The organism is Bifidobacterium margollesii (assembly GCF_002860355.1).
GTDB lineage: Bacteria > Actinomycetota > Actinomycetes > Actinomycetales > Bifidobacteriaceae > Galliscardovia > Galliscardovia margollesii.
In genome coordinates this window covers 23,955-40,225 of the sequence record NZ_NMWU01000003.1, presented here as the reverse complement: position 1 = coordinate 40,225, position 16,271 = coordinate 23,955, and the positions used below count along the sequence as shown (strand labels likewise).

The 16,271-nt window shown below is 62.8% G+C and carries 11 protein-coding genes and 2 tRNA genes; 2 read left to right on the top strand and 11 right to left on the bottom strand.

Annotated features, from left to right (window positions below):
* Positions 1-87 precede the first annotated feature (87 nt).
* The 3 genes from Uis1B_RS01200 to leuC all read right to left on the bottom strand — a co-directional run bounded on the left by Uis1B_RS01200 (position 88) and on the right by leuC (position 4,513).
* Positions 88-1,248: a beta/alpha barrel domain-containing protein gene (locus Uis1B_RS01200; RefSeq protein ID WP_101614780.1), complete on the bottom strand. Its 1,161-nt coding sequence runs from the start codon at positions 1,246-1,248 to the stop codon at positions 88-90.
* A 1,058-nt stretch (positions 1,249-2,306) separates the two neighbouring features.
* Positions 2,307-2,993: a 3-isopropylmalate dehydratase small subunit gene (gene leuD, locus Uis1B_RS01195; protein ID WP_101614763.1), complete on the bottom strand. Its 687-nt coding sequence runs from the start codon at positions 2,991-2,993 to the stop codon at positions 2,307-2,309.
* A 116-nt stretch (positions 2,994-3,109) separates the two neighbouring features.
* The gene (gene leuC, locus Uis1B_RS01190; protein WP_101614760.1) at positions 3,110-4,513 is read right to left on the bottom strand and encodes a 3-isopropylmalate dehydratase large subunit; all 1,404 of its coding nucleotides are present in this window, start codon (positions 4,511-4,513) and stop codon (positions 3,110-3,112) included.
* A gap of 194 nt (positions 4,514-4,707) precedes the next feature.
* Here leuC and Uis1B_RS01185 point away from each other — a divergent pair, with 194 nt between their 5' ends.
* Positions 4,708-5,577, top strand: a complete 870-nt coding sequence (locus tag Uis1B_RS01185; protein ID WP_101614758.1) for an IclR family transcriptional regulator — start codon at positions 4,708-4,710, stop codon at positions 5,575-5,577.
* Between the two features lie 28 nt (positions 5,578-5,605).
* Here Uis1B_RS01185 and Uis1B_RS01180 read toward each other — a convergent pair whose 3' ends face one another.
* The 5 genes from Uis1B_RS01180 to gltX form a co-directional block, all read right to left on the bottom strand.
* Positions 5,606-7,015, bottom strand: a complete 1,410-nt coding sequence (locus Uis1B_RS01180; protein ID WP_243390196.1) for a metallophosphoesterase family protein — start codon at positions 7,013-7,015, stop codon at positions 5,606-5,608.
* 78 nt (positions 7,016-7,093) lie between these two features.
* Positions 7,094-9,262, bottom strand: coding sequence for a KUP/HAK/KT family potassium transporter (locus tag Uis1B_RS01175; RefSeq protein WP_101614754.1), 2,169 nt, complete (start codon positions 9,260-9,262; stop codon positions 7,094-7,096).
* A 359-nt stretch (positions 9,263-9,621) separates the two neighbouring features.
* A tRNA-Gln gene (locus tag Uis1B_RS01170) sits at positions 9,622-9,693 on the bottom strand.
* A gap of 40 nt (positions 9,694-9,733) precedes the next feature.
* Positions 9,734-9,806: transfer RNA gene (locus Uis1B_RS01165), tRNA-Glu, on the bottom strand.
* 260 nt (positions 9,807-10,066) lie between these two features.
* A complete protein-coding gene (gene gltX / locus Uis1B_RS01160) occupies positions 10,067-11,593 on the bottom strand; it encodes a glutamate--tRNA ligase (RefSeq protein ID WP_101614751.1) in 1,527 nt (508 codons plus the stop codon).
* Positions 11,594-11,970: 377 nt separating this feature from the next.
* Between gltX and Uis1B_RS01155 the strand changes: the two genes are divergently transcribed.
* Entirely contained in the window at positions 11,971-12,744 is a 774-nt protein-coding gene (locus Uis1B_RS01155) for an ABC transporter permease (protein ID WP_101614778.1), read from the top strand.
* Between the two features lie 23 nt (positions 12,745-12,767).
* Here the strand turns inward: Uis1B_RS01155 and Uis1B_RS01150 are convergent, their stop codons facing one another.
* The 3 genes from Uis1B_RS01150 to Uis1B_RS01140 all read right to left on the bottom strand — a co-directional run bounded on the left by Uis1B_RS01150 (position 12,768) and on the right by Uis1B_RS01140 (position 16,268).
* The gene (locus Uis1B_RS01150; protein ID WP_101614748.1) at positions 12,768-13,571 is read right to left on the bottom strand and encodes an isopeptide-forming domain-containing protein; all 804 of its coding nucleotides are present in this window, start codon (positions 13,569-13,571) and stop codon (positions 12,768-12,770) included.
* 28 nt (positions 13,572-13,599) lie between these two features.
* Positions 13,600-14,496: a class C sortase gene (locus tag Uis1B_RS01145; protein ID WP_101614746.1), complete on the bottom strand. Its 897-nt coding sequence runs from the start codon at positions 14,494-14,496 to the stop codon at positions 13,600-13,602.
* Between the two features lie 140 nt (positions 14,497-14,636).
* Positions 14,637-16,268, bottom strand: a complete 1,632-nt coding sequence (locus Uis1B_RS01140) for a SpaH/EbpB family LPXTG-anchored major pilin (protein ID WP_165782661.1) — start codon at positions 16,266-16,268, stop codon at positions 14,637-14,639.
* Positions 16,269-16,271: the final 3 nt, after the last annotated feature.

The window sequence follows — 16,271 nt, the reverse complement described above, 5'->3', positions numbered from 1 at the left end:
ATCAGATATTATCCGATGCGCAATCAAAACACGCAATCACGTCGGTCGGACCGCATAATCAGCGAAATCGACCAGACATCACCAATCTCAGCGTGACTTGATCCGACGGGCGAGAGCGGGATTCCACATGGCTCCGGTGGCGCTCATCACGGCATCGGCACCTGCGGCACGGTAGTCGAAGTAATCCTGCGGAACGGTGACGCCGCCCACGCCGACGATGCCGAAATCAAGCCCCAGCCGCTCGCGAATGGCGGAGAGCCGACGAACCATGTCGAGACCGGAAGGCCTGATCGCCGCACCGCACACGCCGCTGCGATCCCGCCCGGCGCCCGGCAGCGCCTGAGCGCCCTTGGCGTCCACCAGCCGAGCGGAGATCGTGTTGATCGTCGAGAAGCCCTGCACCAGTCCCCGACCGGCCGTCACGCGCACCATGTATTCGAGATCCTCGTCGCTCGGCAGATATGCGAGCTTGATGATCAGCGGCACGTCGCCGATCTCGTTCTTCACCGCCTCGGTGATCAGCCTCACCTGATCGGGCGCATGGCACAGCAGTCGGTTGTGCCCCTCGTTCGGGCAGCTGGTGTTCATCTCCATCACCTGGGCGCCGGTTTCCAGCACCAGATGCGCGGTGGTGACGTGATCGGCCACGTATTCGGCGGCGGTCATGCCGTCGACGCGCGACCCCTGGAAGCTCGGCACGAGCAGCTGACCCGCCCCGGCACGCTCCATGGCCCGCTGCATGTCGGGCTGCCACACGTCCGGATCCTGTGAGGGCACGCCGAACGAATTGGAGATGGAGATCGGCGTTTCGAATCGATGATCGGCCAGCACGCCCTCGTCGCATTCAGGGCTGCCGGGAGACAGCACGCCGTCGGCCGACTGCGGATGCACGGCCAGCACGTTCGGGAACGGATTGCAGCCCCATGCGCGTGAGCGCACGGTTTTGTAGACAGCAAGATCAAAACCCATGCGAAACGCGGCAGTGGTGAACCGTTCGTTGAGCAGTGGGCCGGCGGGAATGCCGAACGGCAGATCAACGGGAACACCGAAGAAGGATTCGGCCGGCTCATGATCGGCCGCCTCATGTTCGGTCAAGCCGCTGGCCACCGCACGGGTCACCTGATCGGCCGAGACGCCGTCCTTGGCGTCCCCTCCCAGCTCTTCGGCGAACGCACCGAACGGACCGAACCGGTAGTTGTCTTCGTAGGTGCGGTCAACGTCATAGAACGGCATGGTCTTCTCGCTCATGATTGCTCCCGATGATGGTCGATACGGCAATTTACGACTCTTCTGATTGTACGGCGCATCGAAGTGCATCGAGGCGTATCGATTTCGGAGAATCCGCTTCGCACGCTCCCCCTCATCCGACCGGCTTCGCCGGCCACCTTCCCGGCAAGAGAGGAAACCGGGCTTCCCCTCAGGCTGAACCCGTCAAGGAAACAGCAGAGCTGTTTCTAGGGTTCAGGCTCGCCGACAGGCGAGCGAATAGGGCGCGGCCGAAAGGTCGACCGATGTTGCCGGAAGCTGTCGGCTGCAGGCCGACTGATGAGGTGATGCAAGCAGGTTTGCGGTGAGTCCATATGGATCGGCGTTTCGTCTGGGGCGCCTCATCCGGCATGACCGGGCTTATTCGGCATGACCGGGTATATCCGACGTCATCAGGTATATCCGACGTCACCGGGAACGGGTATACCCGGTCACGCCGTCTAAAAAACGTTGAAATCATTGGGATCGCGAACATGCGTCACGCGGCATGGGTGTACCCGGTCACGCATACCGCGCCATACTGGCCGAATCGCAAGCCAACGCGATTCGGCACAGACCCGGCCAAGCAGTCCACCGGACTTCGCGGCTAGATGATGCCGCGATCGGCCAACGGACGGGCTTGGTCCGCAAACCACCTCATCCGACCGGCTCTGCCGGCCACCTTCTCCGCAAGAGTGGTCGGCCTACGGCCGCGGCTTTTCTGCTCGCCTGTCGGCGAGCCCTCGCCTGAAAACGCCTCCGGCCTTTTCTTCACGGCTCGGCCTAAGGGGAAGGCAAGAGTGGGTGGTAGGCAACGGGCTAGGTACCGTCACGCGGGCCGGGCGACCAATGTGACACGAGACGGCCCATGTGACGGTCCACCGGACTGCCCAGCAGGCCATCGCGGCTAGATGATGCCGCGATCGGCCAACGGGCCTGTCCAGCAACAACGGACGGCCTGTCCGAGGACAGGCCGCGCTATATAGGCCGAATCGCGAGCAACGCGATCCGGCACAGGCCCTGCCGGGCAGTCCACCGGACTGCCCAGCCGGCCATCGCGGCTAGATGATGCCGCGATCGGCCAACGGGCCTGTCCATTCATATGTGTTTTCTCGGGCGGGGGCGATGGGCTCCTCGGGCAGATGCTTGGCGGGGATGGTCTTCGGCTTGAACGGGAACTTCTCGGCGCGCATCTTCTCATATGCGGCGATGTCGTCCTCGTGCTGCAACGTCAGATCGATGTCATCGTAACCGTTCATCAGACGCCACCGCGTATAGTCGTTCACTTCGAACGGCAGGGTCACGTCACCGCAGGTCACAGTACGTTCGCCCAAGTCCACGGTCATCTCGCGGCCCGGCTCCTCCTCCAGCAGCTTCCACAGCAGTTCGATCGACTCCATCGGCATGATCGCGGCCAGCACGCCGTTCTTTGCGGTGTTGCCATAGAAGATGTCGGCGAACCGCGGAGCGATCACCACACGGAAACCATAATCGCGCAACGCCCACACCGCATGCTCGCGGGAGGAGCCGATGCCGAAATCCGGGCCAGCCACCAGCACCTTGCCATCCCGGTACGGGCCCTGATTCAGCACGAATTCCGGATCACGACGCCATGCGTAGAACAGCGCGTCCTCGAAGCCCGTCTTGGTCACGCGCTTGAGGAACACGGCCGGAATGATCTGGTCGGTATCCACGTTCGAGCGGCGCAGCGGCACGCCCACGCCGGTTACCACGGTAAGTTTTTCCATTGTCTGCAAATCCTTAGTTCAATGTGAAGTTCAGTTGTAACGTCTGTAGCGCATGTAGCGTCGGCAACGTCCGTAACGCCGGCAACATCCGTACGTCCGTGACGCCGGCCCGGACCTTACAGGTCCTCCGGGCTGGAGATCGTGCCGCGGATGGCGGTAGCCGCAGCCACGGCGGGCGATGCGAGATGCGTGCGCGACCCCTTGCCCTGACGTCCCTCGAAGTTGCGATTCGACGTGGAGATCGAACGCTCGCGCGCCACCATCTTGTCGGGGTTCATGCCCAGGCACATCGAGCATCCGGCGTTACGCCACTCGGCACCGAAGTCCTTGAAGATCTTGTCAAGCCCCTCGCGCTCCGCCTCCAGACGAACGCGGGACGACGCCGGCACCACCAGCACGCGGTGGATCGAATCGGCCTTGTGATGCCCCTTCATGATCGCGGCGGCGGTACGCAGATCCTCGATGCGACCATTCGTGCAGGAGCCGATGAACACGGTGTCCACGGCAATGTCCTTGATCGGCATGCCCGGCTTGAGGCCCATGTAGTCGATCGCACGCTTGGCGGCGTTGCGCTTGGTCTCGTCGGTGATCTCCTCCGGAACCGGCACGTTCGCGGTGATCGGCAGACCCTGACCGGGGTTCGTGCCCCAGGTGACGAACGGCTGCAGATCGGCGGCGTTCAGCGTCACCTCGGTGTCGAACACGGCGTCGTCATCGGTTTTCAGCGTCTTCCAGTACTCGACGGCCTTGTCCCACATCTCACCTTCGGGAGCGTGCGGACGGCCCTTGAGATATTCGAACGTCACCTCGTCGGGCGCGATCATGCCGGCACGCGCGCCGGCCTCGATCGACATGTTGCAGATCGTCATGCGGGCGTCCATCGACAGCTTGCGGATCGCCTCGCCGCGGTATTCGATCACATGGCCCTGACCGCCGCCGGTGCCGATCTTCGCGATGATCGCCAGAATGATGTCCTTGGCGCTCACACCCTTCGGCAGATCACCCTCGACGTTCACGGCCATGGTCTTGAACGGCTTGAGGCTCAGGCACTGCGTGGCCATCACATGCTCCACCTCGGAGGTGCCGATGCCGATGGCGAGCGCACCGAACGCGCCGTGCGTGGAGGTGTGCGAGTCACCGCACACGATGGTCATGCCCGGCTGGGTGAGTCCCAGAATCGGCGCGAAAGCGTGAACGATGCCCTGATCGGCGTCGCCCAGCGGGTGCAAACGCACGCCGAACTCCTTGCAGTTGCGCTCCAGCGTGCTCAGCTGGGTGGCGCTCGTCTTGTCCGGGTTCGGCTTGTCGATGTCGACGGTGGGGGTGTTGTGGTCTTCGGTGGCGATCAGCTGATCGACGTGACGCGGCTTGCGCCCTGCGAGACGCAGCCCCTCGAACGCCTGCGGGCTGGTGACCTCATGCATCAGCATCAGATCGATGTACAGCAGATCCGGCTCGCCGTTCTCGCCTCTGCGGACGATATGATCGGCCCAGACCTTCTCGGCCAACGTGGTTCCCATAGTGTTTCCTCCTGGGCGCTTTGCCGTCTTCCATTACGCCTATCAACGCCGACTCATCAACGTTGATTGCGACTTCGTTGCTTCCTTAATTGTTCCCGCACAGTACCGCGAACAATCCAATCACAACGAGTATGAGACCTAGACCAAAATCCAGACTTTTGCATTTCACAATATGAGATGGCATAATCCCAATCATGGCAATAAGAAATGGCGTCACTTCAACGGTCGGACGCCTACAGGCCGAAAAAGAAAGAGCGGAAGTATTGACAAACCAACAAAACGCCTCCAACAACGCCCCGGAGGCCACTGCGACGAAGGTCGGAACAGGCCGCAAAGAGGTGCATTCCGGCGTGGGCGTACTCGATAAGACCGCCAAGATTCTCGACACCCTGGAAAGCGGACCGGCCACGCTGGCCCAGCTGGTGAACGAGACCGGTCTGGCCCGACCGACGGCCCACCGACTGGCCATCGCCCTGGAGAAGCATCGGTTCATCGTACGCGATCAGCATGGACGATTCGTGCTCGGCTCCCGATTCGGCGAACTGGCCGCGGCAGCCGGCGAGGATCGTCTGCTCACCGCCTGCGGCCCGATCCTGCAGACGCTGCTCGACCGCACCGGCGAATCCGCTCAGATCTACCGCCGTCAGGGCGATCAGCGCGTGTGCATCGCCGCGGTGGAGCGTTCCAGCGGCCTGCGCGATTCGATTCCGGTGGGCGCGATCCTGTCGATGGAAGCCGGTTCGGCGGCGCAGATCCTGCTCGCCTGGGAGGATCCGGATCGCATGCATCAGGGCCTTCGTCGCGCGAAATTCACCGCGGCCAAGCTCACCACCGTGCGCAAGCGCGGATGGTCCGAGTCGGTGAACGAACGCGAGCCGGGCGTGGCTTCGGTAAGCGCTCCGATCCGCAACGCCTCCGGTCAGGTGATCGCAGCCATTTCGATCTCCGGACCGACCAACCGTATGGGCACCACGCCGGGTCAGCATTTCGCGCCGCTGGTGATGGCCGCCGGCAAGTATCTTTCCGAAGCGCTGATTCGCGCCCACGCCGGCACCGGCATGTAGTACCGGCATGTAGTTCGGAGGTTCCCGCTTATCGCCGCTTGCCCGTGAAGCCAACGGAGGCCAGGGCGGCGGCGAATCCGGCGCCGAGCGCGGAGAACAATCCCGGTTTGCGCAGCAGATTCCACGCATCGCCGGGCGTGGTGGGCACATGGCTCATCGCGAATGTGTACGCCTTGCGCGACTGCGGTTTGCCGACCAGATCACCGAATTCCAGCAGCTGGGTGCGCGGCCGGGACGGATGCCGGATATCGAATTCGAACAGACGGGCCGCGCGCTTGTCCGGCACGGGCCCGTAGGAGCCGAAACCGCAGGTTGGCGTGGCGCCCAGCGTGATGCCCTCGGTCACGCCGACGAATCCGTTGCGATGATCGTGCCCGGCGAACAGGCCGAAATAACAGCCTGACTGCTTCAGGATCTCGAATTCCCCGGAATCCACGTCGGGGCAGCTGACGCCTTCGGCGAGATAGCCGTCCGGCTCCACCTTGCTTTCGTCGAGCACGTAGCAGGCCGAATCGAAGGTTCGATACCCCTGAATCGCATAGGCGGTGGTGGATGGCACGCGGCGCAGCACATCGTAGAACTGCGGGATCGGAATGTGCTGGAACACCAGTGAAGGAGCGCCAAGAACCCGGGGCACGGCCCGCATGAATTCGAGCGCGCGGCTGCTGGGGCTGCCGTATCCGCCGGACTCCGCGTAGTCGCCGGAATCGACGATCACCAGACCGATCACATTGCGCTGTTGATTCACGTCGCCGATCGGCAATGCGAAGGTGCCCGGTTCGCACGGGTAAACCGATTGATCTTTGAGACCGATGGACTGTGCGGATTGCGGCGCGGGACGCACGCAGACGGTCTGCGTATCGTCAGGCTCGGGATTGAGGCATCCGGGGAACTCGCGGTAGATCGCGTCAAGCTCGGCGGTGTTCAGACCACACTGAAAATCATGATTGCCGTAGGTGACGGCAAAGGGGATGCCCCGATCCACCAGCGGCTGGATGAACTGGCGGATGCATCCGCGGACCAGCTCGCGGGTATGGTCCTTGTCGGCGGCGTCGATCGGTCGTTTCGGGGAATCCCATCGACGTTTGCGGAAGGTTTTGGCGTAAGCGGAATCGTATCCGGCGATCTGGTCGCCGGTGAACACCACGAGATCGGGTCGGGCGGCGTCGCATGCCGCTTCGATCAGGCGAATCGTGTCGGGAGAGACTTTGGGACCGTCCTGAATATCACTGAGCTGCAGGACGCGGAACTTGCCGGAATGGTGGAACTGCAGCCGGCCCAGTCTTACGGAGACCGACAGGGAATGCGCGGATTCGTCCGCTTCGCCTGCGCCGGATACGCCTGACGTTACGCCCGCGATTCCCTCGCGCAGATCGTCCCGGATGCCATCGCGGACTGCACCGGCCGCGGCTTTCATATGCTGAAGGCGGTCACTCATAATCACCACCCTACTTCACCTGCACCGAGAATCAACCGCATCGGGCAGACGACGTCGGAAATTCATCCGACGGCCGCATCATCCGCGGCCGGGAATCACCTGGCCGCGGAACCGCACGCGCTTGACCTTCGACTCGGGATACTCCTTCGTCCGCAACGGCACGATCTCGACTATCGGACGGTCGAACGCCAGACCATACCATGCGAGCGGGTTGCCGGCCACCGAACGGATCGCGTATTTGAGCCGGATGGCGAACCGTTCCAGATCCTTGATGTCGGATTCGGGAACCAGCGACTTCTTGATGAACACATAGCGAGTGGCCGCGATGTCGGCGGTCTCGCCGTTCCACCCCGGATAGGCGTTGCGCTGCGGGGGCAGTTCTCCGGTGCGCAGCAGTTCGCGCATGATCACTCGCAGCATGGGTCGCACACGCTGCGGCTCCTTGTATCCCAATCGTATGCGCACACGGATGAGATGCCCCTGCGCATACGACTGCGCCGACCACTCCTCCCCATACGGATGGTCGCTGATCAGCACCGTCACCACCCAATAGGCGTACGCGCGCTTGGGATTGCCGGCGAAGATGCTGCGCGGGATGTCACTGTCGACGCGGTCAGTGGTCATGTCGGGCGTGAGAAACACGAGATTGCCGGCGGTGAGCGGCACGTCGTCGTCGGTGGACAGGCGGATCAGCTCGTCCTCGAAACCGGCGATCTTCACACGACGGCGAGCCTTGCGTTCGACGCGCGTACCCTCCTCCCACGAGATCATGACGGCGAGCACCGCCACACACACCATGACGCTGAACCAGCCGCCGTTGAGGAACTTCATCAGGCAGGAGACCATGAACGCCGTGTCGAGCGCGCCGAAGCCGACGAGCATGCCGGCGGCCCCGAGACGGCGCTGCCAGTCGTGCAGGCCGGGCCACACACGCAGGATGTAGGCGGCGAGCTGGATGGACGTGGTGACCATGGCCACGCTGAGCGCCAGTCCGTACGCGCCCTCCATATGATGGCTGTCCTTGAACGTGAGCACGGCGATGATCGTCAGACCGCATAGCGTCCAGTTCACGGCGGGAATGTACAGCTGGCCCTTGGTTACGGAGGGATACAGCACCTTGAGATGCGGCATCCAGTTGACGGACGTGGCCTCCTTGACCATGGTGAACGCGCCGGTGATGAGCGCCTGCGAGGCGATGACGCCGGCCGCCACGGCGAACACGACGGCGAAGCCGCGCAACTGCTCCGGCATCATCTGGAAGAACGGGCTGACGTTGCCGGCGAACGACGGATCGCCCGCATGGTCGAGGATCCACGCGCTTTCGCCGGTGTAGCACACCAGCAGACACACCACGACGATCGGGAACGTGGCGTAGATGGGTTTGATGCCGGCGTGGCCGATGTCGGAATACAGGGCCTCCGCGCCGGTGACGCAGAGGAACACGCTGCCGAGGACGGCGAATCCGGCATGGTTCTGCGACGACAACAGGAACGAGATGCCGTTCCACGGGTTGAGCGCGCCCAGGAACAGTTCGGGATGACGCATGGCGTGCGGCAAACCGGCGGCGGCGATGAACAGGCACCAGAGCAGCATGACGGGGCCGAACAGGCGACCGATGCTCGTGGTGCCGTTGTGTTGCAGCAGGAACAGCAGCACGATGACGACGAGGCTCATGACCATCACCGTATGGGTGTCGAGCCAGGCGAGCGCCGGAATGGTGCGCAGCCCCTCCATCGCGGAGGTGATGCTCACCGCGGGCGTGAAGACGCCGTCGGCCAGGAACGCGGCCGCGCCGATCATGGCCGGCGCGATCAGCCACTTCCAATGCCGGCGCACGAGTACATACAACGCCAGGATGCCGCCTTCGCCCTTGTTGTCGGCACGTAGGGCGATGAGCACGTATTTCAGCGTGGCAATGAGCATGAGCGTCCAGAAGACGAGGCTCAGCACGCCCACGACGAAGTCGGTCGTCACCGCGGCGAGGCCGCCCTGACCGGCGAGCACGGCGGGCAGCGTGTACACGGGGCTGGTAAGCAGGTCGCCGTAGACGATGCCGAGCGCCACCAGCGCCGTGCCCACGGTCAGCGGGATGCCACGCCCGCCCGGCGCCGCACGCGTGCCGCCACGTCGGTCGCGGCCCGTGCGGCCGGCGCCGACGATACGGGAGATGCGGGTGGTTTTCGTCTTCGGCTTGGATTTGGCTTCGGCTTTCGGCCGTGGTTGTGTACTGACACCGCTGGCGCTCATCTGCCGGTCTCCCCCTTATGAACCGTATACATCAAGGACATCGTCTCCGCCGACGACACTGCCGAATACCCGAGGTCGAGGATCCGGCATCGGGCGGCGGGCACCCGACGTCCGAGATCAGCCATCGTGAAAGGTTGTGCGAGCACCGCTCACGTTACTCCGGGAGACGGCGGCGAAGACAGGCCCTAACGGATTCCAAACGGAAAAGCGGCCGTATGTTAACGAAGCGCTAACGTCATGGATCATTATCCCGACGAGCGAAGTCACACTGTCGGCGTACTGCCACACACGGCCGGCGCTAAAAGCCATGGCGATAACAAAAAAACCTCGCTGAATCATTCGATTCGCGAGGCTATTCGCTGGGGTACCTGGACTCGAACCAAGAATGGATGAACCAGAATCACCTGTGTTGCCAATTACACCATACCCCAATTGGCAGGCGTCGCGGCTCTTGGGCCGTTCCGTCAGTCGTACCCCCAACCGGATTTGAACCGGTGTTGGCGCCGTGAGAGGGCGTAGTCCTAGACCGCTAGACGATGGGGGCATTCTTTAGTTTTCCGCTGTGCACTCTCGTGCGCAACGAGTGATTACTATACGGATGAATCCCCCAGCGTGCAACCCTCGGCGTGTCGCGGTCGTCAGGCCTCGTGCGACACTTGGCCGAATCGTTCATATGAAGCCGTTTTCAGGGGTTTCATGAACGATTCGACCAAGTGCGTTGCTTGTCACCTCATCAGTCGGCTAGCGCCGACAGCTTCCCCTCCAAAGAAGCCTCAAGGGAGGACTGCCTGCGCAGGCCGGCCATCACAGGTGGGCGCGCAGACCCTTGAGTCGGGCGACGGTGACGTCCTTGCCGAGGATCTCCATCGACTCGAACAGCGGCGGCGAAACACGACGGCCGGAAACAGCCACGCGCACCGGGCCGAACGCGAGACGCGGCTTGAAACCACCCTCCTCGATCAGCTCCTTGTTCAGCAGCTCGTGCAGCGGTTCGGCCTTCCAATCGGCAGGAGCCACGCCTTCCAGCGCCGCCACGGCCTTGTCGAGCACCTCCCCGGCGGAATCCTTGAGCGTCTTACGGGCGTCATCCTCCGGCTCGATGTACTCGGCGTCGGACAGCAGGGATCCGACCATGCCGGCCACCTCGCCAAGCAGACGCACGCGCGGCTGCACAAGCGGTGCGGCGGCGGTGAGCACCTCACGCTCGCGATCGGTGAGCGCATCCCAATTGTCGGCGGAAACCACGCCGTCGCGATGCAGATACGGCACGGAACGGTTGAGGAAGTCCTGCGGTTCGAGCATGCGGATGTGCTCGGCGTTGATGGCGATGGCCTTGTCGATGTCGAAGTGGGCCGGATTGGCCTTCACATCACGGATGTCGAACTTCTCGATCATCTCGTCCATCGAGAACACGTCGCGATCGGGGCCGATCGACCATCCCAGCAGGGCCAGATAGTTGAGCAGGCCTTCACGAATGAAGCCGTGGTCGCGGTGCAGGAACAGGTTGGATTCCGGGTCGCGCTTGGAAAGCTTCTTCTTGCCCTTGCCCATCACGTACGGCATGTGGCCGAACAGCGGCATCTCCTTGGCCACGCCAAGCTCGATCAGGTAGCGGTAGAGCACGATCTGACGCGGGGTGGAGCTGAGCAGATCCTCGCCTCGCAGCACCACGTTGACGCGCATCATGGCATCATCCACCGGGTTGGTGAGCGTGTAGAGCGGGTCGCCGTTCGGACGGACGATCACGTAGTCCGGCACGGAACCGGCCTTGAACTCAATGCGGCCGCGAATCAGATCGTCGAAGGCGATGTCCTCATCGGGCATGCGCAGGCGGATCGCGGGCTTGCGGCCCTCGGCGCGGAACGCCTCCTTCTGCTCCTCGGTGAGGTTGCGATCGTAGCCGTCGTAGCCGAACGCCTTGGGACGGCCGGCGGCCACGTTGCGCGCCTCGATCTCCTCGGGGGTGGAGAAGGATTCGTAAGCGTAGCCGGCTTCAAGCAGCTTGGCCGCCACGTCCTTGTAGATGTCGCCGCGCTCGGACTGGCGGTACGGTCCGTCGGGGCCGCCGACCTCCACGCCTTCATCCCAGTCGAGACCGAGCCACTTCAGGGCGTCGAGAATCTGGTTGTAGCTTTCCTCGGAATCGCGCTGGGCGTCAGTGTCTTCGATGCGGAACACGAAGGTGCCGTGCGTGTGACGGGCCTCGGCCCAGTTGAACAGGGCGGTGCGCACCATGCCCACATGGGGGGTTCCGGTCGGAGACGGGCAGAAACGAACGCGAACGTTTTCAGGCAGCTCAGGCCTGCTGTTTTCAGAATGCTCTTCAGTCATACGTTCTATTGTGCCGCGTCAACGGGACGGCAGCGGGCGGCTCCCGGGCACCATACCACCGAAATATCGAGTTGTGAGGCTTCGCTTCGGCAGAGAGCCGTTGCGGCACTCGCACAACCGCGGAATTTCAACACTGTCTACATCGGAAAATCACCGCAATTGCCGTATACGCCGGAACAAAGCCTCACAACTCGGTTCGCCCGAGGTAAGGAAGGTTCAGGGACGGCAGATCACGCGATCCAGCGCAACCTGGCGCATTCCAGCGCGCTCTATACTGTGTGGTTGGAAGTTTTGTCGGCCGTCTTGCGCGCAGGCTCCTCACCTTACTGCTCAACGCCCGGCCGTGATGCGCACAGGCGCAAGGAGGCAAGGTGATGATGACGGTGCTGGAGAAGCTGAAGCGGTACGTGCCCACGGTGATCGCGGTGGCGGTGCTGATCGCGGTGTGGGAGGTCTGGGTACGCACCAGCGACGTGCCGCCGACGATGATGAGCGCACCGAGCGAAATCGTGCAGGCTACGATCGAGACCTGGCCCACGCTGTGGCCGGCCACGCAGGTCACGGCATTCGAAGGGTTCGTCGGTTTCGCGTTCGCCGTGGCACTGGGCATTCTGGTGGGCATCGTGTTCTACTGCTCCCGGATGCTCAACGCGGCGTTCTTCCCGCTGCTGGCCGCGGCACAGACGATGCCATTGATCTCCATCGCCCCGCTGTTCCTGATCTGGTTCGGGTTCGAGATCAACGGCAAGATCGTGATCGTGGCGATTTTCGGCCTGTTCCCGATCGCCGTGCAGACCATTCGCGGCCTCGCCGCCGTACCGCAGTTCTATTCCGACGTGGCGCTCACCTGCGGAGCCACCGAAACGTGGACGCTGTGGCATGTGAAGCTGCGCGTGGCAGCAAGGCAGATCTACGGCGGCATTCGCATTTCGGCCGCCTACATCTTCGCCACGGCATCGACCGCCGAATATCTGGGCGCCCGTAAGGGTCTTGGCATCTGGCTGCAGGCGGCGTACAACTCGTTCCGCACGCCGCTGATCTTCTCGGCCACGTTCGTGATCGTGGCACTGACCGCCGTGCTCATGCTGGTGGTGAATCTCAGCGAGCGCATACTGCTCGGCTCGGCGAAGGACGAGGACCTGGATCAGTAGCGGCGACACCGAGCGCCCAGCATCTAGCGATCGCGGTCACGACGTCGGTCACGGAAACGATCGCGGATGAACAGGAGGATCACAGCCGCCGCCCCGAGGATGACGGCGGCCTCCACGTACCGCATGATTTCGGCACCGGTTCTGGCAACGTTCGAAGGCGATCCCGCGTTGGTTTGCGTATTGCCGGTCTGCGGCGTGATGCCGGGCGTAGGCTGACCGCCGGGCCGGTTCGTCGTGGGCGGCACGGGAGTGGCGGTCCGTTCGAATTTCGGCGCGGCAACGACGCTGTAGTTCGCCGTGCCCACTCCCCCGGCGGCACCGTCGTTGGTTTCCGGCACGGCAACGAGGAAGGCGTCGCATTTGTAGGCGGCGTTCGCCTTGGCTATGCCGGTGCGCGAGACGAGATACAGTCCGGGCTGCAGGTCGGAGATCACGGCGGTGCCGTCCGAATCGGTGACGGCGTGCGTGGTGACGTCGTAGAGCCTGTGCGCGCCGGCGTAGGAGGCGAGCTCCTTGGCGGCGGTGTTGAACTGGGATGAGGTGAGCGCGGTCCAGTTGCGGTTCATTGAGCGGAACGGGGCACGGGTGCTCAGCGAGGCGATGGTGCCGGTGGGGCCGAGCTGCGCGGCGGCCACCCACGCCACGGAGTAGGTGTCGCCGGCAAGATATCGAGTGGTGCCGGCGTCCTTGATCTGGGCGGTGATGGTCAGCGATCCGACGGATGATGCGGCCGACGCGTCAGGAGAAACATCAGCGGCGCGTGCCGGCGTGATCATGGCCGGCAGCGTGAAGACGGATGCGAGCAGAGCCAGGAGGGCCGAGATCATGACGACCGCTCTGAATGCCCCAGCTGATCTAGGCGTGCTTGCCATGTCGCGGTCTCCTTTCGCCGGTGGTGCCTTGCCGCACCGGAGCGTCGTGTGTTCGGCGGTACAGGTGTCGGGCGATGCCGCCGCCGACGAGCAGCACCGCCAGTCCGATCATCGGGATCAGGTATTGCGGCGGTATGTGCAGTCCGAACTGCTTGGCCGCCTGATCCTCCAGGTCGGGCGTGTACGGCACGCGATGTGCGCGTACCAGAAGTCTGTGCGTGTTCACGCCGTATGGCGTGCAGGTGATCAGTGTGGCCTGATCCTTGCCGGCCGTGATGGCCAGCGATGTCGTGTCGGTGGGCAGTACCGTGATGATGTTGTCCACCTGATAGGCGTAGGTGTCTTTGAGGATGCGGAAGAAGAAGAGGTCGCCCTTCTTCATCTGGTCGAGGTCGGTGAACAGCTTGGCGCTGGGCAGTCCTCGGTGGCCGGAGACCGCCGTGTGGGTTGACGCGCCGCCCACGGGGAACGACGTGCCCTCCAGGTGTCCGATGCCGACCTGCAGCACTTTTTCGGCGGTGCCGTGGTAGAGCGGCAGGGTCTCGTGGAGCCGCGGCACGGTGATGTAGCCCATCATGCCGTTGCCGTCGATGTTGAGGATCGACTGGTATTCCTTGTCGCGGGCGGCGGAGTCCACCGCGTTTGAGAGCGCGGTGGTGCCTCCGGCGGCCTGCTTGGCGAGTTTGGCGTTGTAGGCGTGCGCGGCATTCAGCACTTTGGCGTACTGCTCCTCACTCATGGCGTTGACGGCGGCGTCGTAGTTGCCTACGGCGCGGCTGGCGTTGCGCATGATGAGAAGGTTGCTGATCGTCGGGTAGAAGAGGACGAGGAGGCCTCCGATGATGACCAGCAGGGGCAGAATGTCGCGCAGTTTTTTCATGGATTGGGTTTCTTGAGATGGATTGGGAGGGGGCCGGTGAAGCCGAGGGCTAACGTCGCATACCCCTCATCAGTCTGCCTAGCGGCAGCCAGCTTCCCCCGAGGGGGGAAGCCCCAAGAGGGGAAGCCGAGAGGACGCGGTTAGGCGCGCTTGCGGCGGATGGCCCAGACGACGCCGAAGGCGACGATCAGCACGCCGGCCACGGTGAAGGCGATGGTGCCCATGCCACCGGTGGACGGCAGTGTAAAGCCGCTGTTGTTCTGCACCGGGACCACCGGATGCTCACCGGTGCCATCAGCACCGTTATAGGTGATCTTCCAAGAGGTCAGCTTGCCGGTATGAGTAGCGTCCACCTGACCTTGACCGTTGAGATCGTAGGTGGCTTCGATTACGACCTTGATCTTCTCGGTCAGCTTATTGTAGCCGGCGGGAGCTTCGGTCTCCTCCACCCAGTAAGTACCGGTCTTCAGACCGGAGATGACGATGCGGCCATATTCCGGAGTGACGAGCTCGTCGGTCAGACCGGCTGCGGCCTGATCCTTGTTGTACTTGGCAGTAGTGGCAGTGCTGCCGTTGCCGGCGGTAACGGCAAACTTCAGCGCAGTGGTATCAGCCGTGCCGTTGTTGTCGCCGTACACCTTGAACTTTGCACCGCCGAGTCGTTCGGAGGACTCGTTGTAAATGTTGCCGGTGTACTTATCGAGAGTGAATTCGAAGGTGTGCACCTTGACTTCGCTCGGCACGGAGGTACCGGTCTGGTTGCTAGACGGATCGTTGCTGTATTCGATCTGTGCGGAGTTCTTGTTGCCGGCAGTGCCAGTGACGGCGTCCGCGTTCAGGGTGGCGGAGTATTCGACGGTGACTTCCTTGCCCGCGGCCTCCGGATGCTTGTTCTGGATGTCGTTGAACTTCACGGTGATCTTAGTGGTGCCGTCGGCCTGCTTGGCAGCAGTTGCAGTGTAATCGGCCGCGGGAACGTCAGTACCATTGATTTTCACGGTGGGAGCGAAGTTGTCAACGTCGACGGTCAGGCCCTTGGACAGCACATCGTGGAACGTGAAGACGTAGCCTTCAGTGTAATCAGCCATGTTGGTGGCCACGATGGAGGACAGCTTGTAGTTCACGGTGTCGCCGATGTTCTTGTCAATGGCGGGCTTGTTCTCAACAGTCTTGTCGATGGTCGGGAACTCATGCTTGAGCTGGATGGACGCGTTGTGATCCGCATCGGTAAGGTTCACCAGCAGTGCATGGTAGGACTGGTCAACAGTGTTGCTGGACTGGCTGTCGGCCGGAGCGATCAGATAGTAGCCAAGATCAAGGTTCTCGAAGGTATAGCTCTTGTCGTTGGCTTTGTTAACGCTTGTAGCAGTCGCGGCGATATTGTTCGCCTCGGACCAAGTCTTCGCAGTGTTAGCGAAGGAGGCAAGCTCAGTGTCACTCAGACCTTTAATGTAATTCACCGCATTGGTGGAAAGGGTTGCGTCGTCGGCGAACTTGGTGCCGGCAGCGTTGGCATCATCACTGGTGAAGAACGCCTTCCAATCCTGCTCCAGCGTGTAGGTGGTCTCGGTCGGCGTCTTCGTCGCATCGACAGTGGCACCGAACATCTTGTACAGCTTCAAGCCATTGTCTTCGGCGAAGCCCTGCACAGTGTTCACCGTGATGGTACCGGTTCCTGCAGCGTTGGCGGTGGCGGCGCCGAGGCCGGCCATGCCGAGCGCGGTCGCGGCGGCGAGCACCACGGCTGCGATTCTCTTGATCAGTGATGTCATCAC

Excerpts from the sequence above, each read along its gene's own strand:
- Uis1B_RS01200 (WP_101614780.1), bottom strand. The coding sequence starts at position 1,248 with ATGAGCGAGAAGACCATGCCGTTCTATGACGTTGACCGCACCTACGAA.
- leuD (WP_101614763.1), bottom strand. The coding sequence starts at position 2,993 with ATGGAAAAACTTACCGTGGTAACCGGCGTGGGCGTGCCGCTGCGCCGC.
- leuC (WP_101614760.1), bottom strand. The coding sequence starts at position 4,513 with ATGGGAACCACGTTGGCCGAGAAGGTCTGGGCCGATCATATCGTCCGC.
- Uis1B_RS01185 (WP_101614758.1), top strand. The coding sequence starts at position 4,708 with ATGGCAATAAGAAATGGCGTCACTTCAACGGTCGGACGCCTACAGGCC.
- Uis1B_RS01180 (WP_243390196.1), bottom strand. The coding sequence starts at position 7,015 with ATGAGTGACCGCCTTCAGCATATGAAAGCCGCGGCCGGTGCAGTCCGC.
- Uis1B_RS01175 (WP_101614754.1), bottom strand. The coding sequence starts at position 9,262 with ATGAGCGCCAGCGGTGTCAGTACACAACCACGGCCGAAAGCCGAAGCC.
- gltX (WP_101614751.1), bottom strand. The coding sequence starts at position 11,593 with ATGACTGAAGAGCATTCTGAAAACAGCAGGCCTGAGCTGCCTGAAAAC.
- Uis1B_RS01155 (WP_101614778.1), top strand. The coding sequence starts at position 11,971 with ATGACGGTGCTGGAGAAGCTGAAGCGGTACGTGCCCACGGTGATCGCG.
- Uis1B_RS01150 (WP_101614748.1), bottom strand. The coding sequence starts at position 13,571 with ATGATCTCGGCCCTCCTGGCTCTGCTCGCATCCGTCTTCACGCTGCCG.
- Uis1B_RS01145 (WP_101614746.1), bottom strand. The coding sequence starts at position 14,496 with ATGAAAAAACTGCGCGACATTCTGCCCCTGCTGGTCATCATCGGAGGC.
- Uis1B_RS01140 (WP_165782661.1), bottom strand. The coding sequence starts at position 16,268 with ATGACATCACTGATCAAGAGAATCGCAGCCGTGGTGCTCGCCGCCGCG.